This window comes from Nocardiopsis prasina DSM 43845 (genome assembly GCF_000341265.1).
In the GTDB taxonomy this organism is placed as follows: domain Bacteria; phylum Actinomycetota; class Actinomycetes; order Streptosporangiales; family Streptosporangiaceae; genus Nocardiopsis; species Nocardiopsis prasina.
The window spans coordinates 1-23,449 of record NZ_ANAE01000207.1 but is presented as its reverse complement, the minus strand read 5'-3'; the positions used below and the strand labels follow the sequence as shown (position 1 = coordinate 23,449).

Annotated in this window: 19 protein-coding genes; 15 read left to right on the top strand and 4 right to left on the bottom strand. The window is 65.2% G+C overall.

The genetic code is table 11. From position 1 onward, the window contains the following. The 5 genes from D452_RS29965 to D452_RS0125490 form a co-directional block, all read left to right on the top strand. Window positions 1-790, top strand: a 790-nt coding sequence (locus D452_RS29965; protein ID WP_193374284.1) for a DNA/RNA non-specific endonuclease, incomplete at its 5' end; no start/stop codon positions are given. A 9-nt stretch (window positions 791-799) separates the two neighbouring features. After that, a complete protein-coding gene (locus D452_RS28975) occupies window positions 800-1,372 on the top strand; it encodes an SMI1/KNR4 family protein (protein ID WP_017546967.1) in 573 nt (190 codons plus the stop codon). Window positions 1,373-3,342: 1,970 nt separating this feature from the next. Then, the gene (locus D452_RS0125495; protein ID WP_017546966.1) at window positions 3,343-4,554 is read left to right on the top strand and encodes an ABC-three component system protein; all 1,212 of its coding nucleotides are present in this window, start codon (window positions 3,343-3,345) and stop codon (window positions 4,552-4,554) included. After that, on the top strand, window positions 4,551-5,036 hold the full coding sequence (locus D452_RS29960) for a three component ABC system middle component (RefSeq protein WP_083927624.1): 486 nt from the start codon (window positions 4,551-4,553) through the stop codon (window positions 5,034-5,036). The genes D452_RS0125495 and D452_RS29960 overlap by 4 nt, the downstream gene beginning before the upstream one ends. Window positions 5,037-5,067: 31 nt before the next feature. After that, window positions 5,068-7,017, top strand: a complete 1,950-nt coding sequence (locus D452_RS0125490) for a DUF3732 domain-containing protein (RefSeq protein ID WP_017546965.1) — start codon at window positions 5,068-5,070, stop codon at window positions 7,015-7,017. A gap of 117 nt (window positions 7,018-7,134) precedes the next feature. Here D452_RS0125490 and D452_RS28970 read toward each other — a convergent pair whose 3' ends face one another. Next, window positions 7,135-7,638, bottom strand: a complete 504-nt coding sequence (locus D452_RS28970) for a transposase family protein (protein ID WP_275040749.1) — start codon at window positions 7,636-7,638, stop codon at window positions 7,135-7,137. 224 nt (window positions 7,639-7,862) lie between these two features. Between D452_RS28970 and D452_RS0125480 the strand changes: the two genes are divergently transcribed. The 7 genes from D452_RS0125480 (at window position 7,863) to D452_RS0125450 (ending at window position 13,722) form a co-directional block, all read left to right on the top strand. Beyond that, window positions 7,863-8,555 carry a hypothetical protein gene (locus tag D452_RS0125480; RefSeq protein ID WP_017546964.1) on the top strand — a complete coding sequence of 231 codons (693 nt, stop codon included), beginning with the start codon at window positions 7,863-7,865 and terminating at the stop codon, window positions 8,553-8,555. Then, a complete protein-coding gene (locus D452_RS0125475) occupies window positions 8,552-9,448 on the top strand; it encodes a hypothetical protein (protein WP_017546963.1) in 897 nt (298 codons plus the stop codon). The genes D452_RS0125480 and D452_RS0125475 overlap by 4 nt, the downstream gene beginning before the upstream one ends. Next, window positions 9,441-10,100 carry an AAA family ATPase gene (locus D452_RS0125470; protein WP_017546962.1) on the top strand — a complete coding sequence of 220 codons (660 nt, stop codon included), beginning with the start codon at window positions 9,441-9,443 and terminating at the stop codon, window positions 10,098-10,100. The genes D452_RS0125475 and D452_RS0125470 overlap by 8 nt, the downstream gene beginning before the upstream one ends. Continuing rightward, on the top strand, window positions 10,097-11,128 hold the full coding sequence (locus D452_RS0125465) for a hypothetical protein (RefSeq protein ID WP_017546961.1): 1,032 nt from the start codon (window positions 10,097-10,099) through the stop codon (window positions 11,126-11,128). Before D452_RS0125470 ends, D452_RS0125465 begins: the two co-directional genes overlap by 4 nt. After that, entirely contained in the window at window positions 11,125-12,057 is a 933-nt protein-coding gene (locus tag D452_RS31790) for a DUF2797 domain-containing protein (RefSeq protein WP_017546960.1), read from the top strand. The genes D452_RS0125465 and D452_RS31790 overlap by 4 nt, the downstream gene beginning before the upstream one ends. Before the next feature lie 13 nt (window positions 12,058-12,070). Further along, on the top strand, window positions 12,071-12,745 hold the full coding sequence (locus D452_RS0125455) for an HIT domain-containing protein (RefSeq protein WP_017546959.1): 675 nt from the start codon (window positions 12,071-12,073) through the stop codon (window positions 12,743-12,745). Between the two features lie 80 nt (window positions 12,746-12,825). Further along, entirely contained in the window at window positions 12,826-13,722 is an 897-nt protein-coding gene (locus D452_RS0125450) for a phosphotransferase enzyme family protein (protein WP_017546958.1), read from the top strand. On the opposite strand, the gene D452_RS0125445 is transcribed toward D452_RS0125450, so the two are convergent. Continuing rightward, on the bottom strand, window positions 13,716-14,993 hold the full coding sequence (locus D452_RS0125445) for a hypothetical protein (protein WP_017546957.1): 1,278 nt from the start codon (window positions 14,991-14,993) through the stop codon (window positions 13,716-13,718). The two genes, D452_RS0125450 and D452_RS0125445, sit on opposite strands and share 7 nt — an antisense overlap. Before the next feature lie 487 nt (window positions 14,994-15,480). Between D452_RS0125445 and D452_RS0125440 the strand changes: the two genes are divergently transcribed. From D452_RS0125440 to D452_RS0125425, 3 genes are all read left to right on the top strand, one after another. Further along, on the top strand, window positions 15,481-16,332 hold the full coding sequence (locus D452_RS0125440) for a hypothetical protein (RefSeq protein WP_239646450.1): 852 nt from the start codon (window positions 15,481-15,483) through the stop codon (window positions 16,330-16,332). A gap of 2,882 nt (window positions 16,333-19,214) precedes the next feature. Then, entirely contained in the window at window positions 19,215-19,526 is a 312-nt protein-coding gene (locus D452_RS0125430; RefSeq protein WP_338042033.1) for a helix-turn-helix domain-containing protein, read from the top strand. Beyond that, the gene (locus D452_RS0125425; RefSeq protein WP_026129675.1) at window positions 19,527-21,026 is read left to right on the top strand and encodes a tyrosine-type recombinase/integrase; all 1,500 of its coding nucleotides are present in this window, start codon (window positions 19,527-19,529) and stop codon (window positions 21,024-21,026) included. It abuts the gene before it with no gap. Between the two features lie 185 nt (window positions 21,027-21,211). On the opposite strand, the gene D452_RS0125420 is transcribed toward D452_RS0125425, so the two are convergent. Together D452_RS0125420 and D452_RS29945 are read right to left on the bottom strand one after the other, a co-directional pair. Further along, the gene (locus D452_RS0125420) at window positions 21,212-21,928 is read right to left on the bottom strand and encodes a CHAT domain-containing protein (protein ID WP_017546952.1); all 717 of its coding nucleotides are present in this window, start codon (window positions 21,926-21,928) and stop codon (window positions 21,212-21,214) included. Further along, the coding region (locus D452_RS29945) for a tetratricopeptide repeat protein (protein ID WP_083927621.1) at window positions 21,925-23,449 on the bottom strand (1,525 nt) is incomplete at its 5' end. The genes D452_RS0125420 and D452_RS29945, both read right to left, overlap by 4 nt.

The window sequence follows — 23,449 nt, the reverse complement described above, 5'->3', positions numbered from 1 at the left end:
ATTTGTTTCTTCTGGGGCGAGTTCCCCGAAGGGGGTCGGCGGAAGATACATCTTTGTTCCGATTGTGGTGGATAATCGCAAGGAAATTCTTCGGGAGATCCTGAACACGCCACAAGAACGCCCCCCAATGAGACCAGTAGCTTCCCAGGCGCAGGTTGATGGCGAGCGTTTGGAAGTCGAAGCCCAGGCGCACACTCATCGGGTCACCACTCTTGATGATCTTTACGAAGAGTTTGAGTTTGGTATTTCTCCTCAGGGGGTAGACCCGAAATCTCGCCGGGAGAAGCTTCCGAGTAGGATTGACGAGCAGAATGATGACTGTGTTCCGTACGCGAACTATGGGTATATCGATACTGAGGGCCGTCGCAGTGGAATCGCGAAGAGGTTCTGTTCGCCAGCGGATCTTCAGGGTGGAAGCGCTGCGAGTAACGCTATGATCGATGGTTTTCCAAACCCCGGCCACCATCCGAAGGTGGGAAGAAAGTATTCCTACAACCGAGGGCATTTGCTGGGGGCTCAGCTTGGTGGTGATGGGACTGACCAGCGAAATTTGGTCACCATGTACCGTGCGACTAACGACCCTCAGATGAAAAAGTATGAGAACATGGTTGCGCGGTCTGTGAGGTCGAACGAGAGTATTGTTTATCATGTTCGCCCTGTTTACAGGGGAAACGCTAAGATCCCTGACCTCATCCATATGGTCGCCGTGGGTGATCGGGGAACGAGTTTTGATGTATGCATCACCAATGAGTCTGTGCCGATCAAGCAAGAAAATGTTCCTTGCGTCTAGGGGGATTGTATGAGTGATGAGTACTTCGCCAGGATCAGTCAGTTGATTGGAGAGCCCCCTGTATCTGGACAGTGGTTTGACTCAGAGTCGATAGAGCGTGTTTTGGGGAGGTCTCTCCCGCCGGACTATGTTGCCCTCATGAGCAAATACGGGGGTATCGTGTCGACAATTGATGATGCGGACCTGCTCTTCAGTGTCGCTGGTATCAAGGGTATGGATTCCCGGGAGGTAATCGAGGAGGGAAACTACCCTGTTTACTACCTGGCAGAAGACGTTTCCGAGTTCATGTTTGTGAATGATCCTCGCCGAGTCAGAACATCGTGGATTGTTAGTCGAGACCCGTATAACCTGTTCTGTGTCGGAGAAATGTTTGGGGAGAACGTATATGTCTTCTACGATCCGGATCTCTCGAGTTGGACGGTGGTGCTGGGGAGCGGCGATCTGTGGTGGCAGTTTCGGGGAGGGGTCTGTGAACTTCTGGCCAAGATGGTGACGGGAGAGATTGATCTTCCCTATCTGGAGCAAGGGTATTTCTCTGGTTCAGCGTTTATCCAGGAGCCGCGCTTGGTTGAGGAATACTGAGTCCGACTCGGCTGGTGAATTTAAGATCTGGGAACCCCAGGTAAGGGGATGGCCCACTCCGAAAGTGGTGCCGTGCATTTGGCTGCACGCGAGACAACTGCTGATCGTTATGGCTGACGCCGCAGTGCGCAGACCGACAGGCCCTTCAAGAACGGGCATGGGCGAGGCATTGGCGGAAGCTCCGGCCCCCGCGTCAGCCTCTATCGTGCACAGGCCACCTAGCTTGTCGGGCTTTGAGGTGCAATCCACCCTGCCCGAGCGACGAGGTGACCAAGCCGGCCGCAGAGGAGCCTCGAACACAGCCAATGAGGCTATGAGTCCTTGCCGACGTGCGTCGCAGACGACGAGCCTTCTACACAACAGCAGCTGTAGCCGCTCGGAAGCCGGACTCGCTCACTTGTGCGGTGCCGCGCCGGTGCCCATGTCTGCCTGGATCTGAGCGATCAGATCCCGCACACTCGGTGCCCTGTCTTCACCCGGTGGTCTCAAAGAGGGCCACCGCTTCGGTGAACTCCTCCACCGCTTTACCGTCGTTGAGTAGGATAGAGTGGAATTTTTTTCGTGCTTTCGTTCGCCGTGAGCCCCCCATGCCTGGCGATGGAGGTCGCCGTATCGCGTGTAGGCTTCGAACGTCTTGTCATCCCTTTCCCTCCTTTCGTAGCGAGTTTCCGTGGTTTCCGCACGGTTTTTCTTCTCTGTGGACGTCGCGACCCGGTGGTAGATCTCGTGTGCCGAGTCAGCGCAATGGATACGTCAAATTCTTCGACCCCACTCAATTCTGAACCGAGGTTGTTCCACGCTGCCGCTGCCTCGCAGGCATTGCCAAGCCGCTGATGAAGGTCACGCGTACAACAGTGGAGGCGTGGATTGGGGTCGGACGCACCGGCGAAAGTTGCACCACTTCATGGAACGTGACCGTGTGGGTGGCGGGGCGTGTCCGGGCCCACGCGGGGGTGTCGGGGCGGCTGTGGGGCGCTGGTGGGCGGACGCGGGGGCGTGCCGGGGCCGCGGCTGCAGGGTCACCGGATGGCAAAGTGCTCCGCGAGGTGGACCCCACCTGCACTGACCTTAACTGCGGAGCACAAACGGAGCACACAAGCCGGGGAAGCGTCCGATGGTCGAGGGCGAGGTTTTCGGATGATTGCTTTCGTGCACGCGACGCGTGTGCTCTGCCAGTACACAACGGTTTCAGGAATACTGGCTGCTGGGGAGTACGGAAATCCTCGCTGCTCGTGCAACGGCCGGTCGAAGAAGTCACTCAGCCTCCTCAGGGCTCGGCCGTGCCGATGATCCTTTACTACACCCGGCACGAAACACCTGCCCCCAACGTCTGGACATGTCCTGGCCGGTCATTTTTGGCGGCACTACAGCGTGGCAAGGGCGCTGGTGGGCTGGGGTTCAGCCGGAGGTGCAGGAGGGGGAGCGGGGTCGTCAGGCAAGTGGGGTGCGTAGCTGGAGTGTCTCAAACCCGGGCCGAGATGCGTCGAATGCTTCCGAGACCGGCATATTCTCGATAATCTTGCTACCAGAAGCAAGTCCGACGCCGGACTCGCTTCTGGTAGCAAGATCAACTTCGAGGAGAGGGCCGAAACTCACCCCCGGGAGCTCAGGCAGCAAGGCCCCAGCAGATCCCCACACAGGTCGACTTCGAGCACCGTGGCCGGGACCAGCGGGACACCCCCCCAGGGGCCAGGGGCTGATGCCTTTCGCTGTCGCTGTTGTTTCGGGGCACATGACCAGTCGCGACACCAGAAGCGTTCCACACAAGCTTGAGGAACCCGCCGCCTCTCGCTGACGCTTTTCGTCGCAAGGAATGACCAGCCGCGACACAGCCAGACGTTACGCACAGGGTAAATACACCTAGGTTCTGGTGTGGTCAGTCATAGGGCTGAGACTCGCGACCGCTGGGACAAGCACGAGCAGTAGTGGGGAACGTGGCACGAGCAAGGTCGCATTCGGCGGCAGGGCAGATGACCGGATATCTCTACCAGTGCGAGCTTGCCCTGCTCGAGCTCGCCCGCCGCAGCTGGCAGGACCCAACCGCCGAGGTCCGCATGGAACTCCTCGACGACATCGAGTTCCTCGACCAGGACAAGACGCCGCGGGAACTCCTGCAGGCAAAGCACCGCGAAGCCGCTGGCTCGCTGAGTGAGACCGGGAAAGACTTCTGGCGTTCGGTTGGATCCTGGATCGACGCCCTCAAAAAGCTCTCAGAGCCCTCAGGCTCAGCCATGCCCATCCTGCGCCTCGTCTCGACCCAGACCGCACTACCGGGCACCTTCTTCCACTACCTTAGCGCTGGCACGGACAGAGACGAAGCCAAGGCGCTGCAGCGCATGGAGCAAGCTGCCAACGACGAGAAAGGACCCGACACCACCGCCGAGGACCGCCGACTGTTCATGAGCCTTACCCCGGCCCGGCGGCAGGAGCTCGTCAGCGCCATCACCGTCAACGGCGGCGCCCCGCTGATGTCAGACCTCGACCTTAGCCTGGCCAAGGAACTGGGGATCACGCCGAGCGACCACGCACGGGAGGCCCTCGAGGAGATCAAAGGGTGGTGGTACGGCGTGGCGGTCACACTCCTGGAACGCAAGAACCCTCAGCGTAGACGCGCCTCCGCCAGCGCCCAGGAACTCATGTGCCGCCGCGACGAGGTCACCGGCCGTTACACCGGCAAACACCTGCCGATCACCGAAACCCTGCGCAACCTTACCGAGGCCGAGATCGCCGGTTACAGCGACCGCCTGGTCGTCACTCAGATGCGGTGGGTCGGCCTTCCCGACGACGAAGTCGCGATGCACCTGCGTGACTACCACCTTGCCCGGTCACAGCGCTCCGAATGGCTACGCACCTTCAAGATCACCCCGGAACGGCTTGAAGAATACGAAGGCGAACTGCACTACGAGTGGGAGACAGCCTTCCGCCGCCGCACCCGGCGCATCCCCGCCGACACGAGCGAAGAAGCACGCCAGGACATCGGTCAGGAAATCCTGGACGCCACCATGGACCGCGTCGCCGACACCCCGCTGCGCCCTGGCACAGTCACCGCACCCTGGGTTGGCAAAGGAAGCACCCACGGCCTATCCGACCAGGCCGACACCGCCACGCCCCAGCGGCAACTCGGCTGGCACCCCGACTACCAAAACCGCTGCAAGAGCCCCAACGAAGCGCAGGAACAGTGACGACCGACTCCCACCGCAACGTGTCGGAGGCACAGGCGCTGTTCAACCCCGCCTTCGGTGCCTACCTCCTGGCCAGCGCCGTCAACGCCGCAACAAAAAGAGCGCATCAACCCCTGCCCTGGCCCAGCGCGTTCCTGATCTTGCCCCTCGTCCTGCCCACAGACACACGAGAATCCCTCCCAACCAAGTCCACCGTCACACTCACCGCCTGGGCCAACGACCACCCGCGCCTCCAAGCTGCATTCGCCGAACGCGCCGCAGCACTCACCACCTACACCCGCACTAGCCTGCGCACCGCCATACGCCACCACGCCATAGACGTCACTCCAGGCGGACTGATCTGCCCCCGCGCACCCAAACCCCCGTCCGCCGCCCCCGGCGAGGAAGTCGCCGACTGCGCCCGCGCAGCTGCGCTCGTCGGCCGTTGGCTCGCCGTAACTGACCCCACCCGAGCCTTCACCACCCTCGGTGTCCGACCCTGACCCGTCCCTACAAAGGAGCCCCAGAACCGTCATGCAGCTGCTCGCCCTGGCCCTGTACCACCGAGATGGCAGGAAAGACCCAAGGCTCCTGCGGTTCCGCCCCGGGGCTCTCAACATTCTCACCGGCGAGTCCGAAACCGGTAAGTCCGAAGTTCTCACCATCGTCGACTACTGCCTCGGACGCCGCGCCCCCAACCTGCCAGACGACCTGATCGACCAGACCGTCGGCTGGTACGCCCTCCTGGTCACCTTCTCAGACACCTCGCGCATGGTCCTGGCCCGGCCCCGTCCGACCGGAGCCTCCACCCAGCACGCCTTCATCCGCACCGGCGACACCACGCTCGAAATACCACGTTCCGACGAACTTGTTACCAACTCCAACACCGCGGCCCTGCGCAGCGAAATCAGCGCGCGCCTGGGGATCGAGGACTTCCGCTTCCAGCCACCCACCGGTGCCGCCCGCAGCGCCTTCGACGTCTCCATCGCCCAAGCGGCCCTGCTCTGCTTCCAGAACCAGAACGAGATCGCAGACCAGACGGCTCTGTTCCACCGCCAGACCGAGTCCGGCATGGCACAGGCACTCAAGGACACCCTGCCGTACTTCCTCGGAGCAGCCGGCCCCGAACAAGCACTACGCCGCCACCGTCTCGGCGAAGCCCAGCGAACCCAGCGCGCAGCACAGCGGAAACTCGAAGACGCCCTGCGCCACCAGCGGGCCATGGACGCAAACGGTCTAGCCCTCGTACGCCTCGCGGAGGCCGAAGGCCTCCTCACTGACGTCCCCGCAGCCCCCGAGAACGCACAGGTATTCGACCTTCTCCACCAGGCCCTGGCATCCGCGCCCCAGACCGCGGCCCCACTCGACCTACGCGACCGGCGCCAAGAACTCAACGACGAACGCCGCGTCCTGCGTGAACAGCTCCAGGACTTCGACGAGGCACTGGCCGCAGTCGACCGCTGGCAGCAGCAGGGCCGCGCGTTCACAGGCGAACTTCACCTTCAACTCGACCGCCTTAAGACGCTCGAGCTTCTGGGCCCTGAACGCCAGCACAACACCAGCGTGTGCCCCATGTGTACCCAGCCCCTGTCACACCCCGACCCCACCGCACAGGACATCTCAGAGCTGACCGACCATCTCGCACAAGAACTTGCTCAGGCGCAGACCCTCCAGCCCGTCCGGGAAGAACACCGACTCGCTTTGCAGACCGAACGCGCCGCTGTGGCCGAACAGCTCAGGCTGAATGGCACCCAGCTCAGAGAACTCCTCGCCAGCGACGAACGCATGAGCCGCCTGCAGGAATACAACCTGCGGGTCGCTCACGTCCAAGGCCGCATCTCCGAAGCGCTCACCCGCACAGGAACAAACGACGACATCACCCGCCTGCGCCACAACCTCGCCCTCGCCCAAGAGCACACGACCACGCTCGAACAGCTCGTCGATGAAGACGATGTAGCAGCCGAGGCCGAGCGCCGCCTCGCCACCATCGCCATGGACATGACTGCCTGGGCTAAGCAGCTCAATCTCGGAGGCGCAGCAGCCGCCACCGAAGTAGCCATCAGCCTCAAGCTCCTCAACGTCATCCTCAGACGACCCTCCGGACGGCTGCCCCTCACACGCATCGGCAGCGCCAAGAACCACATCGGTTACCACTTGGTCGCCCACCTCGCCTTGCACACCTACCTGCGACGCAACAACCGGCCCGTCCCCGGGTTCCTCATGCTCGACCAGCCGACCCAGGCCTTCTTCCCGGAAAGGCCCCGCGACGCCTCCACCATCGAAGACGCCGACTGGACAACCGTCACCGCCTACTTCCAGCTCCTCAATGACGTCGTCCGGCTCAACAACGGAGAGTTCCAGATCATCGTCTGCGACCACGCGAACCTGTCCGAAGCCTGGTTCCAGGAAGCCGTGATCGGCAACTGGCGTCCCGACGCCGAAGGTAATCGCATCGCGCTGATTCCGTTGGAGTGGCTCGGCTGAGGTTGCTGGCACAGCCGATCCTGGCGTGCTGGGAACCACACCCCGCCAGGCGTGGCCGACCTTACGAGTTGGTGCGTGATAGCGGGTGAGACATGGTGGTCCCGTCCGTGGTCCTTGTCAGATGTTCGCGGTGCGGTCGGAGACCAGCCCGGCGATAGCCCGATAGGTCGCCGGGAGGTTCTCCCGCTGATGGGTCCGAGGCATCAGTTGCTTCCAACGTTTGTGGTCCGGCAAGGCGTTCTCGACGGTGATCCGATCTGAGGAATGCGCGTGGCGGTGGCGTTTCCACCGTTCGTGGAACTCGGGCAGAGCGCTCTTGTTCGGCTTGCGTGGCGGGGTGAGGGCCTGATGGGGGTGATCACGCCGCAGACCGAGGTGCCCGTCGTCCAGTAGCACCTCCACCAGCGGAAAATGCCGGAAGCAGGCGTCGACGCCCTCCATTCGGGCCGCGGTGGCATCGTGCATCCGCCCGGGGCGCATCGCATCGGTCCACAAGGTGCGCCCCCGGTGGTCGGCCACGACGGTGGCCTTCATCGTGTTCTGTTTCTTCTCGCCCGTGACGAACGCCCGCTGACCGCCCCCGGCCCGCGTGGGGCCGCCTGACCTGGACCTCGGTGGCATCCAACCGCGTTCGATGCCTGTCTCGTGCTGAGTGTGATGGAGGCTCTAGCGTGTGCCGGGATCGCCTCCCGTCACTCACGATGGAGCCGCTGCACCACGTCGGTGAATCCATGACTGGCTGGTCATGGGATAGCTCCGCTGGGCTGGCCACAGTGGGGGCATGGACGGACTCATCGAAGCAGCATTCAGCCTGACGACCCGCGCCGAGAGCAGGTGGCGCCTTGGTGGCTGACCTGCTCTCTCAGCGGTTGGACCCCAACATGTGGGGGCACAAGGCGGCGCGGCTGAGCCAGGTCGCTGACCTCGGGCTCCCTGTGCCCCCGGGGCTCTGCCTCAGTACTGCGGGTCTGGCGCACGGAACCAGCGAAGCGATCGCCTCACTCCGCACGTGGTTGGAGCTCTACCGGCCCCGCCGAGTCGTGGTGCGCACGAGCTCGGTCCTGGAGGATGGACTGGAGCGCGCCCAGGCGGGTCGATCGGTGTCGCTGCTGAACTGTCCGCCCGACGCCTCAGCACTGGCCCGGGTCATCAACCAAGATCTGCTCTCACGGGAGGACTTGGAGGCCGTCCCGGGCGGGTGCGTTCTGGTCCAGGAACAGGCTGAGGCTTCCCTGTACGGTGTGGCCTTCCTCAGCCAGGATTGCCTGCTGGTCGAAGCATCCCCGTACCCGGACGGAACCACCGCCGGGATGCCGTTGCGCATGCGAGCTCGGCGTGACGCCCGCCGGTTCAGGGCCTTGACCGGCCCCGATCAGGTCCCGATCCTCGCCCTCACCGCGCAGCTTCACTCCCTGTGTCAACAGCTCAGCGCTCACTTCGGGTTCGATGTCGACGTGGAGTGGGCCTGGACCGGCGCGATCGTCCTGGTGCTCCAGGTCCGCCCGATCACACGTGCTGCCCTGGAGCGGGCCTCATGAGTGACTGGGACAAGATCAAGGCCGTCAGCGCCCTCGAAGCCCACGGGCTACTGCGTGTACCAATTCGCGTCGTGCGGCGACCGCACCAGATGAGTAGTCGGGCTCTGCGCGACAGCTTCAGCGAGCACCGACTCCTGGTGCTGCGCACCGCGGCCGTTTCCGAGGAACGGAACCTGCCTCGCCTGGTCGGTGCCACGCCCGCAGCCGCGGCGGAGTGGATCGGCGATCTCGCTCCCGGGCTGTCTGTGCTGGTGCAGCCCTATGAGCAGGTGCTCTTCTCCGTCGAACTCGCGGTCTACGAGTCAGTGGTGGTGGCCGAGATCGTTCCCGGAATCTGGGAGCTGGACAGCCGCCTTACCCCCGCCGTCCTGGTGTTCAAGGACGATGGCCTCGAACTCACCATCCCGGATACCCATCTCCAGATGGCTCGCTTCCACGACCCCCACCACGGGACCCGACAACGCCCGGCCCGCGTCGATGACTGGCAGATCGCCACCCTGGTGGCGTGGGTTCGTGAACACCGCCGCCATCTGACGGCGCTTCTCGATGATCTGGGCCAGCCGTTCGGTCTCAAGCTGCACCACTCCAGCCGCTACGGACTCTCCGCCCAGAACATCCGCAGCAGTGTGCCCGAGCCCGGCACCTGGCAACAGGACACCCCCGCATCTCCGATCAACACGGTGCCGCTCTCGTCCACCGACGCACCCCTACCCGAGGGCCCCGTTCTGCTCGACGTGTCCGTTGCCCGCGAGGAGCACGCCCGCCTGGCCGCGTTCATCGACCGACTCCACCGGGCCGGGACGCGAGAGGTGTACCTGCGCTCAGGCCTGCTCTCGCACCTGGCCATCAACCTTCGAGAAGCCGGAATCACCGTCAGGAGCGCCCATGGCTGAGTTCTGGACCATCGAGGGCATCGACGGCGCGGGCAAGAGCCACCTGCTCTCCCGCCTGGCCACGACCACCTCTCAAGTCACTGCCCTGAGCAAGGACGATCCGCCCCACACCGGGAACACATGGCTGGACCAGCGCCTTGCCCTCATGCACGACCTCACCTGGGGCTACGACCACACCGAACCGGTCTGGGACTACCCGGCGCACTACTGGCTGCACTCCCTGGCGGCCTGGTACGCGCTCTTCCACCACGCCCATGTGGCACCCGAGCTCAGCCGCCCCCGGCCGGTGGTGGTCGACGGCTGGTACTTCAAACACCAGGCCCGTATGACCCTGTCCGGCGACGATCGACTCGTCTCCCAGGCCGAAGCCGTGTTCTCCGCTCTGCCTCAGCCCGACCGGATCATCCTGCTCACCACCCCGGCCGAGGTAGCCACCAGCCGCAGGGCCGGAACCTCCAAACCCTCCGAACACGGCGCCTTCACCACCAAGCGAGCCACGACCTCTTCAGAAACCTTCACCGACTACCAGGCCCGAACCTCCCACGCCCTCGAGAAACTGCTCAGCGCACACCCGACACCGGTCCACACCCTGCCCAGCACCGCCGATGAAACGGACCTCCTGCCCCTCCTCTACGGAGAGGTCAACGCGTGAACACCACCGTGGCCAGCCTTGTCCTGGCCAGCGAACACACCATGGGCGAACGCCTGCCCGACTACGTACTCCCCAAGATCCCCCTGGACCTGCTCGCCGTCGCCCGTGGCCGGGCATGGGTCTACCCCAACCGCTCTCTGAGCTTCCTTCTCGGCGGTGACAAACGCGTGGGCAAACGCTTCAACTGGCGCCGCCCCTACTTCACCCTCGCCGACGGAGTCCTGCACTGTGTTGTCCCTCCCGGCCAGGACTACACCCACCACTACGCGGAGCTTCTACGCGCGGCCTGCGCCATGACGGACCTACCAGCCGAGATCACCGTCGAGCAGCCCACCCCCGGGCAGGGCCTGGCCTTCGTCGACCACTGGCTCCCACGCAACCTGCCCGCACACGACCTGACGATCCTCGGCTACGTCGAACCCCTCCTGACCCGGCCACCCGCCTCCAGCACCGACTGGAACCACCGCCCCGGCTTCGGCTGGCGCACCGCCCGCATCGGCCGCTCCACCGCCCTCCTACTGGGATGCGAATTCAGCTTCTGGGGTGACCTCGCCGGTGACCTGGTCACCGCCCTGATCACCCGCGGCCACACCTCAGGTGTGCTCTACGCCGGCAAACTCGGCGGCCTCCAGCCCGACATGGAACCCAACACCGTCATCGTCACCGGCACCACCACCCAGGTGAAGGGCCACTCCGTCTCCTGGAAGAGCGCCCTGGACCTCGACCCCACGCTGCCCGGACTCCGCACCGGAGTCCGGCACATCACGGTCCCCAGCGTCCTGGACGAAACCCGCACCTGGCTCGAGCAACACCGTGCACACTTCGACGTGGTGGACCCCGAGATCGGACACATGGCCCTCGCCGCCACCACCGCCAACGTGCCCTTCGACTACCTGCACATCGTCACCGACAACCTCAACGGCACCCACGACCACGGCCTGTACGCCGAACGCAGCACCCCGGTCGCCACCCGGCGCCGCCGCTGCCTGCACCACATCGAAACGATCCTGCACCGGAGCCTGGCATGAACCCGACCGCACCCGTCACCCTTCTCGGCCTGGATTGGAGCGACCCCGACACCCCGCGCCTGCGCACCACCGACCCCGACCACCCCGAAAACAGCCTGCTCCACCCCCTCCTGGGTGAACACGCCTTCCGTATCGACGGAGAGCAGCGCCGCTGCATCGGCTGGTTCGACCTCACCGGAGCCGAGGGCAGGCACGTGCGCTGCCGCACCGACGAGGTCGTCACCCGGGGCAAACAGTGCCGACGCTGTCAGTACAAGGAGGGGTTCATCGCCGCCCACCAGGCCCACCGCACCCCCGACGCGCTGCCCGAGAACATCCGCGACTACCTCCAGCAGCCGCACTGGCTCTACCTCGACGTCTTCGCCAACGGCACGACCAAGGTCGGCACCGCCGCCGACTCACGCCGCCGCAGCCGACTGGCCGAACAGGGACCCGTCGCCGCCCTCTATCTGGCCCGCACCAAGGACGGCGCCACCATCCGCAACCTGGAATCGGCCGTCTCCCAGCACTTCGGGCTGCCCCAACAAGTCCAAACCCGCCGTAAGGTGCTGGGCCTCCAGAACAGCATCGACACCACCGCACTCATCACGAAACTGACCGACCTCGCCGCCCAGGTCACCCCCTACCTGAACAAGATCGCCGACAACCAGCCCGGCACCGAAGTGCTCGCCGCCCCCGAACCCTGGGTACGGCCCGCCTGCTCCACCGCCGTCTTCGAATCCGCCCCCGTGCTCGCCCACCCCGACGACCTCACCCAGGGCACCCACCGACTGCACATCACCGGGGCCGTCGGCCCCGTCGCCGTGTTCTCCACCGGCCCCGAACCCGACGCGCCCCGTCACTGCGCCGACCTGAGCAGGCTCATCGGCCGCTCCCTGGTCCCGGCCACCGTCGAGGACGCTCCCACCGGCGCGCCCACCCTGTTCTGATCCGGAGGACCCCGTGCACGAGATCACCCTGAGCGAGATCTGCACCTTCTGCTGCGAGGTGGAAGGCGGCGACGACTCCAACCTCTTCTACGACCTCGGCCTGGCCCGCAGCCGCACCGACTACGTGCTCCTGGAGAGCGAGCACTTCGTCGTCATGCCCTGCATCGGGGCACTCACCGACTGGTACCTGCTCATCGTTTCCAAGCGCCACACCCTCTCCGTGGGCTGGTTGGACGAGGCCGAACACGCCGACCTTCGCACCCTTATCCCGCAGGTCACCGACCTCATCCGAGAACGCAGCGGCCTGGACAGCCTCGTCTTCGAACACGGCAGCCTCGACTTCCGCGACAAAGGCGGAGCCTGTTACGACCACACCCACATCCACGTCGTGGCCACCGACCACGACCACCAGCGCTTCCTCGACCACATCCCGGCCCCCGTCACCATGCGGCCCTGCACGGACTGGATCAGCGCCTCCCGCCGCCTGGTCGAGGAGGAACAACGCTCCTACCTCGCCCTGGGCACACCCGACCAGGACTGGATCGGCACTGCCACCGGAGCACCCTCCCAGTTCTTCCGCCGCTGCCTGGCCACCTGGATGGGAGCGGAAGAAGGGGAGTGGGACTGGCTCACCTTCCCCCAGACCGACCGAGTGCGCCGTATGAGCACGGCCCTCACCACCAGGTGAATCACCCCGTCCACTCCACACAACGGAGTGCTCCATCCGGGCGCGGGTTGGGCGCGCGGCCCCGGCGTAGGCTGGGGCCCGTGGCCCACACCGAGGACTTCACCGAGCGCGCCCCGCGCGCCGTCCACACCGCCGCCCAGGCCCTGGGCGTCCCCGAGACGTCGGCTCACGAAGGGCCCGAACTCATCCGGATGGGGGAGCGCGCGGTGTTCCGCCTGCGCGACGGAGCCGTCATCGCCCGGGTCGAACGCTCCGCGGCCAGGTGGGCGGAGGCCGACCGGGAGGTACGGGCCGCCCGATGGCTGGCCGAACAGGGCCTGCCGGTGAGCCGTCCCCTATCTGGCGAGCAACCTGTCCTGGCTGAGAGCACAGCGGTCACCCTCTGGGAGGGCGTTCAAGGGGAGTGGACCGTACCTCGGGAGTTGGCCGGGCTCCTGCACACCCTGCACGGCCTCACTCCACCACCCACCCTCGACCTCCCCGACCTGGACCCCTTCGACCGAGTGGTCGAACGCATCGACACCGCACCCGGCCTCAGCCCCACCCAACGCGACCAATTACGTGAGGCCCATCGCGACCTGGCTACCCGGATCCCGACCACCAAGCCGGTACTAGGCATCCACGTCATCCACGGCGACGCCAACATCGGCAACGTCCTGGCCACCCCGCACGGGGTCGTGCTCTTCGACCTGGACGGCATCTGCTGGGGCCCACCCGAGTGGGACCTGGTCCTGACCGCCCTCTACCGGGACCTGGGCTGGCACAGCGAAGCCGAGTACGCCGACTTCTGCGACGCCTACGGGTTCGACGTCACCGCATGGGAGGGCTACCCCCTCTACAAGCAGATCCGGGAACTGCGCATGACCACCTGGCTCGCCCAGAAGCGTGGGGAGAGCCCCGAGATCGACACCGAGATCGACCGGCGCATCAGCGACCTGGCCGACCCCCGACGCCCACGGGCGTGGAACCCCTACTGAACAGCCGAAACCACGGCCCGAGCCTGATTCAGGAACCGGTCCGCCATCGGCTGCCCGCGATAGGGCCGCACACTCCGGGCGAACGCGTCGAGGTAGCCCACGCACCGAGCCGAGGACGTCGCCCGCACCTGCGGGAGCACCACGGAGCCCAGGTGGCAGGCCTCCTCGACCTCACCCTGCCCCAGCACGGCCGCCGCCAACACCAGACGGGTGAAGACCCGGCTGCGCGCGTACTCCTCCCCGACCGAGGACGCCAGGCTCTGCTCCGCCAACCGCCGCGCCACATGGGCATGGCCCAGATCGCGATGACAGTGGGCGACCTCGTCGGAGTACTCCGCATGGTCGAAGTAGCCGATCCACTCCGGATCAGCCCCTGGGTCACGTCGACCGAAAGCTCGCTCCGCCTCGCTCATGGCCTGGAAACACGCGGACTTGTCCTGTTCGGCGGCGTGGGCGCGCGCCTCCATCATCAGGAACTGCGCCCGCATGGTCTGTGTCGCTCGCTCCCCGGCACCGGCCAACGCCGCCCGGGCCAGATCCCGCGCCTCGGCGTGCGCACCGACGTAGTTGGCCTGGTGACTCATGGCCGAGAGCACACTCGCCCCGAGCAGCCGGTCGCCCGCGTGCGCGGCCAGGTCCAGGGCCTGCACGAAGTAGCGGCGGGCTGCGCCGTTGCGCTGGGCGTCGTAGGACATCCACGCCAGAGAGAGCACGAACTCCGCGGACACCGCGAACAGAGTCCGGCCGACCTTCTCCGCATGGGATTTTCGAAGCAGCGGAACCACCGTGCCGTTGAGGTAGTGCACCGCCGCCGCTCGCGCGTTGTCACCGCCGAACCGGTTGTCCAACGCTGAGAACGTCGCTGACGCGCTGCGGATCGCCGCGACCGGACCCTCTGCCACGTGAGCCTCGGCCCCACCGGAGGTGGGCCCTGACACCAGCCAGGAAAGCACCGCGGAACTGACCGCCGAGGCCGGTGGCTGCTCCTCCACACCTGGGACGTCCTCCACGTCTACACCGGCCACCTGCCCCAGGACTTCGGCGGTCTTCTGCGGGGAGCCGTTCAGCGCAAGGCCCAGCTCCGGTGGGACGCGCTCCATCGCAGGGGAGGGGATGTCGTACCCGTGCGTGATGCCCTCGACCACCCGTTGGACGGTCTCCTGCTTCCGTAGTTCCCGCTGGCCGCTCAGGACTCGGGAGACCATCGTCTGGGACAGGTCGCACATGCGCGCGATGGCGTCCTGGGCCAGATCGGTGTGCCGGAGCAACAAACGGATCAGCGCGTTGGCGTCCCCTTCGGCCGCGGCCCGCCGGACTTGGGGGATGCGCCAGAACCGTGCGGGAACACACGAGCAGGCGCCGCTGCCTCGGCATCGACCACAGTTTCCGCAGAACACGGGGGTGCCTTCCACTCGAAACCTCGGGGCGGGTGGGTGGCACAGAAGACTACGGGCGCCAACTCCAGCTCCGCCATGACCGGCTTGTCATGACCACCATGCCCGCACGGTCATGGGGATGTCAGCGGTTTCTCCGGACAGTGGCCCTATGACCCCAGCGACAACGTCCGAGACCGGCCCTGTGAATGCGAGGAGCCCACACCGCACCCGTAAGGGGCCCGCACATAGCACCGACCCTGGCGGACACTGCGATTCACCGCCACTTTCGAGGACAGAACCCGATTCCTCCGAAACGGGCGACCACAACCCCACCAGACGCGCTTCGAAAGCGCCACACGGCTCGAACGAGTTCGGGCCGTTGTTGCCTCGGCCCAGGGCCGATGACGTGGTCGGGCACGGCTACACCGCCTTCCAGGTGGTGCGGTTGGCGGTGTGGGCGGCGCGGGAGTGCCGGTGGGTGAACGGCATGGACATGGTCCACCGCGCCGAGACCGCGTGGGAGGCCATCACCGGGCACCTGCACCTGGTTGCCCTGAGGCCGGAGGAGACCGAGCTGATCGCCATCGGGTGGAAGGCGATGAAGGCCCAGCGTTACCAGGATCTCAAAGCCCACGGGCTGGGTGGCAAGGACAAAGCGCTGGTTTCCCGGGCGTTCCTGCGCTACTGGACCAGCGCCTCGGCACCCGCCCACTCCCACGAGGACCTGCTCGTGGACCGGATCGCCCTGGCCCAGATCTGGACCGCCCTCACACCGACCCACCGTCAGGTGCTGACCGCGTTGGCCGAACACGACGACCGCCGCCGGGCTGAGAGCGCGGTGAACATGGACGCGGCGGCTTTCACCCGGACCTTGGGCCGGGCCAGACGGGCGTTCTTCGCCCTGTGGCACGAGGGCGAGACTCCCTCGAAGATGTGGGGCTACGACCGGCCCGGGGCGCGCCACCAGAACGTGATGTACCTGGTGCGGCTACGCAAGCAACGCGCCCTCAAGCGCAAGGCCGCGGGCACGGTTTCCCGCCAGGGTCACCGGCCGCCCAAAGACCTGGGGGTGCCCAACAGCGAGCTCCTGGCCCGCTTCCAAGCGGGGGAGACCTACGCGGGGCTGGGCCGGGAATTCGGGGTGAGCGGGGACCTCATCAGGGCTCGCGTGAACAAAGCCCGCGCTGAAAAGGAGCTGTCCTCTGGCGGTCGGGCGGTATCGGCGCTTTTCTGAGAGAGTCTGCCCTTTCTTTTCGTATGGGCTTGAAGAACCTCGTTCACCCAAGCGAACATCGACGAGCCCTGCAAGAACAGCGCATTCCTTGCGGGCTTTGGGGGATTTTGTGCCCTTTGTGTGGTGTGGGTGGGAAGCGCAGTTCCGGGTGGCGTGCGACCCCGGGGCCATTGACACCCGACCAGGCCACACCTTGATGGAGAACGAAGAAGTGGAGGCGCCCCGACACGGTGCTGTGAACACCGCGCCGGGGCTTAATCCCCACCTGATATCAGCAGGAGGAGATCGTGGAAAAGCATAGCGGGCGGCATCGCAAGCGCCGACAGGGCTGGGGTGAGCATCTGCGTTGGCTGCTGGGGGCGGTGCTCGCTGCCGTGTTCTGCGGCCCTACCGGCCAGAGCACTCGACCGGTGGTCGAGGTGCGTCAACCACTGCCGGGGCGGCGTTCGCCCCAAGGCCGTGAACCTGTCCTGGACGGGACTGCGGGCCAGGTGAGGGTGAAGGTCCCGCAACCTCGCACCGGAGAGCCGCACAAAGGCACGCGCGCGGCTGGCCCGCCTCAGCAAGAGGGGTTGTACACGGGTCGGCGCGGGTGGTGTGAGGACGATGACGGGGTGCGAGGAGTACGCCTCTACCTGGCGGTGCACGAGAAGAACCGGCATGCTCAGCGTCGTGTGAAAACGGTGCCACCGGCGCCCCGTCAAGAGGTCTCGGCTCCCGTGGCCTCGGGGGCGGGCGGGGGTGAGCCGCCCGTGGATATGAGTGATCTGGCCGCAGTGGTGCGCCAGTGGCAGGCACTGCGGCAACCGGTGGCCTGACCTCGCACAGAAGCATCCAGGGCCGTTCCCTTCGAGGGAGCGGCCCTGTTTCGATGCCCTGGCCCACCTGCACCGGGCCAGTGGGCTCGTGGCGACCGGCCGAGGTCGTCGACCGAGGTGGTGCCGGTGAGTGAGATCCACTCGGTCATCACCCACACGGGCTGAGCCCGGCCTACGACGGCGATGAGGCGGTGGCGCTGGGTTTTCACGCTGAAGAGAAAAGAAAAGAATGGTTTTGAGGTTTCTTGTTCAGTGATTCGACGCCACGCTGTCGCGCTGGAAAATGCTCAAGAAGCCAAACTCATCACCGCCAATCACGGAGGCTTCTGCGGGCCGCCCCACACCCGCAGCACCTGGCCCCGGGCCTGCTCTGAGGGGTTGGTGAGAGGCAGTGAATCAGTACTCCAACGCACCCTCCACCGATCACTCCAACGCCCCCTCCACGCCTGTGGACCCCCCTGGAACACTCGTTTTCGCAGGTCGGAGTGTGTTTTAAGGGTGTGACTCAAAACCAGACTTATACCCAGTGGGTAGTCACCTTCACGTAGGGGGCGGCGGCCCCGGCAGTGACCCCTCGGCCGCTCGCCCCACGTGCCTCTCCTGGCTCCTCTCCGGCCCGCCCGCCCTCCTCTCTTTCCTGCTTCTCCAGAGCTCATGCATCACTTAATCCCTCTAGGTGTTCAAGGGTGCATGCTTAGTCCTCGGTCCGGGTGGTGGATTGCTCAGCTCACCGTTGTTTACATATGATTCTCTGATAAATAATTCCGTGACCAATAATGTGTTCTCAGATGTCAGGAATCGCAGTGCGGAGTGAGTGCGAGTCCTGGGGTTCTTCGGGTGCGGTGCGTGCGCGCGGAAGCGTGCTGGTCGACCCCGGTGCGGCGTGGAGGATCGAGCGATATATAAAAGAATGCTCCGTGAATCGGAGGAAGCCTTTCTCGTGCGATTGTCCTCTCGCTGGGGCGGGGAAGGGGCGCAAAGCAGGGGGCTCCTGTGACTACGCCTGTGACTACGCGCATCGCCCTGCCTGTGACTACGCCTGTGACTACGCCAGCGCCCCCAGTGGCGCGATCGGGCTGAAAGCTCGCGTCCTTGCAGGTCGGGGCGCTTTTGGGCTTGACTCACGGGGCCAGACTTGTACCCAGTGGGTAGTCAACTTCACGTAGGGGGCGGTGGCCCCGGCCTGTTGGCGGGGCGGCCGACCCGCCAACCCGCCACCCCATTCTCCCGCTCTGGCCTGCCCGCCATCCCCACTCTTCTCCTTTCATTTTCACTTATAAAAATCTCCTTCCTTAATCTTATTAATGCTGCAGTTCTGGGATTCTGTAACCCTCCGATATTCGTGGGTTCATAAAAGCTGTGATCGTGCGGGTGCGCGCTGAGCATGACCCTGCCGTAGCCGAGTGGTCTGCTGCGCCGCGGTGAGGTGCGCGAGCAGCAGCGGAGGTGGGTCACGGCTGCTGGACCGGAGGCGGATCCGATGCGCGGCGGGGCGGCCTGGTCGAGAAGGGTGTGGCGGTAGCAGGGGAGGTGCCTGGACTTGCTGGGACCTTCGCCGTTCAACGTCTGGCGGGGCGGCTCCTCCCGCTCTTTCGGCTTGGTTTCTTCGACAGGTTCTGTTCGAGGTGTCGAAGGCCCGCTGTGGGGGCGGCTCTCTTACTGGGTGAGGGGCAAAAAACAGAAGGAGGTGCACGGGGGTGGGGGGGAGCGTGGGTGGCACTTCGTGTCTGGGGTCGTGGCCACCGGGTTCGGGGTTGGCATGGGGCGGCGGGTCGGGCGGTTCCTGTTCGGCCCGGACGGTGGGGGCGGTGTGGGGCCACCAGCGCCCCCACGCCGCCCCGAACACCCGGGTCCGTCGCCCAGGGCGAGCCCGGGGGTTCGGACCCCACGTGGGCGCTGTGGTGGCCACGGCCAGCGAAAACGGCATAACACCCGAAAGCGGGTGGTGGATGGCTGGGGGAGGAAAAATCCGGTGGGGTTGTTGACGAATCCGCTTGACCACCTCGGCGAGGTCGAGCGTGGATGCGTGGTGCCCCGCACCAGGCGGGGCCGTAAACCGTATCCGTGCAGTTCACAGGTGGTGGGCAGGTGGACAAGGTGAGGGCAGGTGTGCCGGTCCGGTTGGACAAGGTTGGCTCGTTGCCGGTGGTGTTGGGCCCGGTCGAAGCGGGGCGGATGCTCGGCTTGGGGCGGACCACGACCTACCAGCTCCTGCGGTCTGGGTTCTTCCCCGCGCCCGCTCACAGGGCGGGCAGGTCCTGGAAGATCCCCACCGCAGGAGTCTTGGACCACCTCGGCCTGGAAGCCTTCGCCACCTCGGCTAACTGTTCACGGTGTGGTGTGCGCAGTGACCACATAAAGGAGGGGGAGTCGTAGATGACTTCTCATCAGGGACGGGTGTTCAAACGCTGCGGGTGTCGGGACGAGAACTCCGGCCGAGCGTTGGGGGTGCGGTGTCCGAAGCTGCGTCGTCAGGGCGGGGCGTTCAACCCCCGCCACGGCGACTGGGGCTACCAGCTCGAACTCCCACGCACCAGCGAAGGGAAGCGTCGTCAGGCCCGCCGGACCGGGTTGGAGGGCCAGGAGCAGGCGTGGGAAGCCTTGGACCACCTCAAGGCCCTTCTCGATCTGGCTGGAGGTGAGGGGGATGTGGAGGTGCAGATCGCGGACCTGGTCCAGAACGCCCTGAAGACCCGCACCCCGTTCCCTTCGGTGGAGGAGGTGCGCAAACGCCTGGGGACGGGGGCTGATGTGCGCAAGGAAGCCTCCACGGTGGGGGTCTACCTGAAGGCGTGGCTTGCGGCGAAGCCGGATCTGGCGGAGGGAACCCGGATCTCCTATGCCGGCCACATCCGTAAGTACCTGGTGCCGCACCTGGGCAAAGTCCGGTTGGACCGGCTCAAGTCCACCCAGGTCGAGGCGATGTTCGAGTGGATCGAGGAAAACAACCTGCGGATCCTGGAGTGCAAGGAGTCCGATGATCCGAAGGTGCGGGGCTCAGTCCGAGGGCAGCGGGTGGTGTCTCTGTCGACCAAGCATCGGATCCGTGCCACGCTGCGCAGTGCGTTGTCGGATGCGGTGCGTAGTCCTGAGGAGCCGGTGAACGTGAATGTTGCTTCTCATGCCCGGTTGCCGTCGTGTCCGAGGAGGCGCCCTTTGGTGTGGACCCCGGGACGGGTGGAGCTGTGGGAAAAGGACGGGGCGGTGCCGGGGGAGGTGATGGTGTGGACCCCGGAGCAGACCCGCGCCTTCCTGGAGCACTCGAGGAAGTACGTGTGGCTGCACCCGTTGTTCCACCTGATCGCCGTCAAAGGCCTACGCCGGGGCGAAGCGGTCGGCCTGCCCTGGGCCCACACCCGGCTCACGGACGCCGAGGCGGATATCCGCACACAGGTGGTGCAGCTGTCCTGGACCACCCTCACCACCACCCCGAAAAGCGAGGCCGGGCAGCGCACCATCACCTTGGACGCCGACACGGTGAAGGTGCTGCGGGAGTGGAAGAAGTTCCAGAACCAGGCCCGCCTGAAAGCGGGGTCGGAGTGGGTGGATTCGGGGTTGGTGTTCACCCGCCAGAACGGGGAGGGGTGGTTGCCCTCGCACGTGAGTGACTGGTTCGCGCGCATCGCCCGAGCGGCCGGTTTGCCGCCGATCACGTTGCACGGGTTGCGGCACGGGGCGGCCTCGATGGCGCTGGCCGCGGGAACAGACGTGAAGGTGGTCTCCGCCGAACTGGGTCACTCCACCACCCACTTCACCCAGGACACCTACCAAACGGTGTTCCCAGACGTGGCCAAAGCAGCAGCTGAAGCTACAGCCGCCCTACTACGCGGAGCGGTGGCCCCTGCTGAGGTGGGTGGCCTGGTGCCGGTGCGGTAGCCGGTTCCGGGGAGCACACCAGGAGCCTCACGAGGCACTCCGACCCCAGGCGAGCAGACGGGTTCACCCGTCCTGGCCTGGGGTTTCCTCATGCTCGAGGCCGTTCGACCATCGGATCAAAGGTCCCCTGGACGTATTACCAGGGAGCGGGGGCTGTGGCTATCTGCGGGGCAAGGTGGAGTCAGCTAACTGTGCTCTCTGCCGGTGTCCTCCCAGTGCTGGAGTAGCCCCAGCACGTCGAGTACGTTCTTCGCGCGGGTGATGTCGTCCGGGCTGCCGCACAGTCGGGCGAGCGCTGCAGCGGTACCGGGCTTGCGCGGTGTGCTCGCGGGCGGGGGCGGGAAGCAGCTGGCAGGGACCACGTTGCGCAGGGCCTGGCCGTCCTCCCCGGTGAACAGGCGGATGCGGTTCCATTCGCCTAAGCCGTGGGTGCGCGCGGCCTGGACGGCCATCCGATGGGCATAGTCGGTGGTCCGACCACCCGCGAGCATCCCGTAGAGGTAGCGGGCGAATACGATGGCGGCGCGGTCGGAGACAGTGCCGCTGATGCTGATCGTGCAGGGCAGGGTCTTCGCGACCTGCTCAGCCAGTTCCGCGGACCAGCAGGCGTTGAACACCACCAGCCCGGGTTGGGGATCCAGGGCAGTGAGGAGCCCGCAGAGCCGGTCGCTGTCGGCGGGGGCGCTGCCTCCAACGACGGAGAAGTGCAGGAGGGTGGGGCGGAAGGCGTCGAGCTCGCAGAGGAGGTCTCCCCACTGGAGGGAGGGTGCGTCCTCGACGGTGAAGGCCGCGCCGTGCTGCCCCCGGTTGACGGCTTCGCGGATGAGCCGTTTCTCCTCCCCAAAGTCCACCGCGTCCGGGCCGAGGCGCGCGGCGCATTCGAGGAGGAGCAACCGGCTCATCGGAGGGTTGGGCTGGAGAGGGCTGTCAGTAGCTTCACCAGCCGGGCGGCTTTTGCGGGATGGGCAGTAATGGCCCCGGTGACTACGGCGATGGCGTGGTCGCGCGCGGCCGCGTCGGCCCCGTGCGCGGCGGTGCGGAGCGTGTCTATGAGCTCTTCGCTGTATTCGTTATCGTCAAGGGCTTGGGACAGAGCGAAGTAGAGAAACGCAGTCAGTACGTCCTCGTGGACAGAGCCCGCGAGGACAGCGGCGGCGTTCAGGTAATCGGTATCCCCCTCAGGTATTGCCGCTTCTGCCTGCCCACGGAGGAGGCTTGCGTCGCCGATTAGCCGGTACGCTTCATCGATCGACCGGATGAGGGAGATCGCGAGGATCGCGGTGTGGACGGACATCTCGACCGATTTTGCGGGGGAGTTCTCGCCTTGCCTGCGGAGGACCTCCAGAGCCTCTTGACGGAGGAAGAGGTCTGCGTGGGCGGTTAGATACTGCTCGGATTCTTCCCAATCGGGTGTTCCCAGCCACTTCGCTAGGTGTTCGTCTAGAACCAGAGGAAGGTAGGCATTATCGACGCCTGCTTCCTCCGCTATGTCCAGGATCTTGATGTGCAGGTCGGCCTGGCGGACGGTTACGGACAGCTCCCGTAGATACTCCCGAACGACCGGGGCGAGTAGGGTTTGCTTGCGGTGCTCCAGATGACGTTGCGAGTCGCTCCATGTGAGGGTGTTGAGCCAGGCGTCCACGGCTTCTTTTTCTGACTCAGTGATTCCCATCCATATCGGACGTTCTTCATCCAGAAGTGCCTCGGCCGCATGGCGGACCGAGCCCCGGATGATCTGGCGAGCCTGAACAATAGATGGGCTCAGTGTCTTCTCGGCAGTGAGGGATATAAGTTCCCTGATTCCTGCGATCCTATCGTCGTGATCCAGGAAAAATTGAGCTTTTCCTATACGGAGGAGGTGGCTCCGCTGGGGAAGGTTGGAAAACTCATGGATAGCGTCGTTATAAAAGGAAAGCATTTCCTCATTCCGCCCCATGATCGCCAGTATGTTTCCGAGGTTGGCCAATGTCATGGCTAGGTCGGGGAGGTGGGCTGTGGGGTTTTGTTTGGCCAGGGAGCGGCTGATAGTGGCGGCTTCTTGGGCGTTGTTGAGCGCTTCCTCATGCTGCGCTAGATCCGCCAGTCGGAGGGCGAGGTTGTTCAACGCTATGGTTAGGTTTGGGAGGTAGGCGGTGGGGGTTTGTTTAGCGAGGGTGCGGTAGATGTTGGTGGCTTCTTGTGTGGCTTCAAGTGCTTCTTCGTGCTGTCCTAGTTCCGCCAGTCTGTTTCCGAGGTTGGCCAATGTCATGGCTAGGTCGGGGAGGTGGGCTGTGGGGTTTTGTTTGGCCAGGGAGCGGCTGATAGTGGCGGCTTCTTGGGCGTTGTTGAGCGCTTCCTCATGCTGCGCTAGATCCGCCAGTCGGAGGGCGAGGTTGTTCAACGCTATGGTTAGGTTTGGGAGGTAGGCGGTGGGGGTTTGTTTA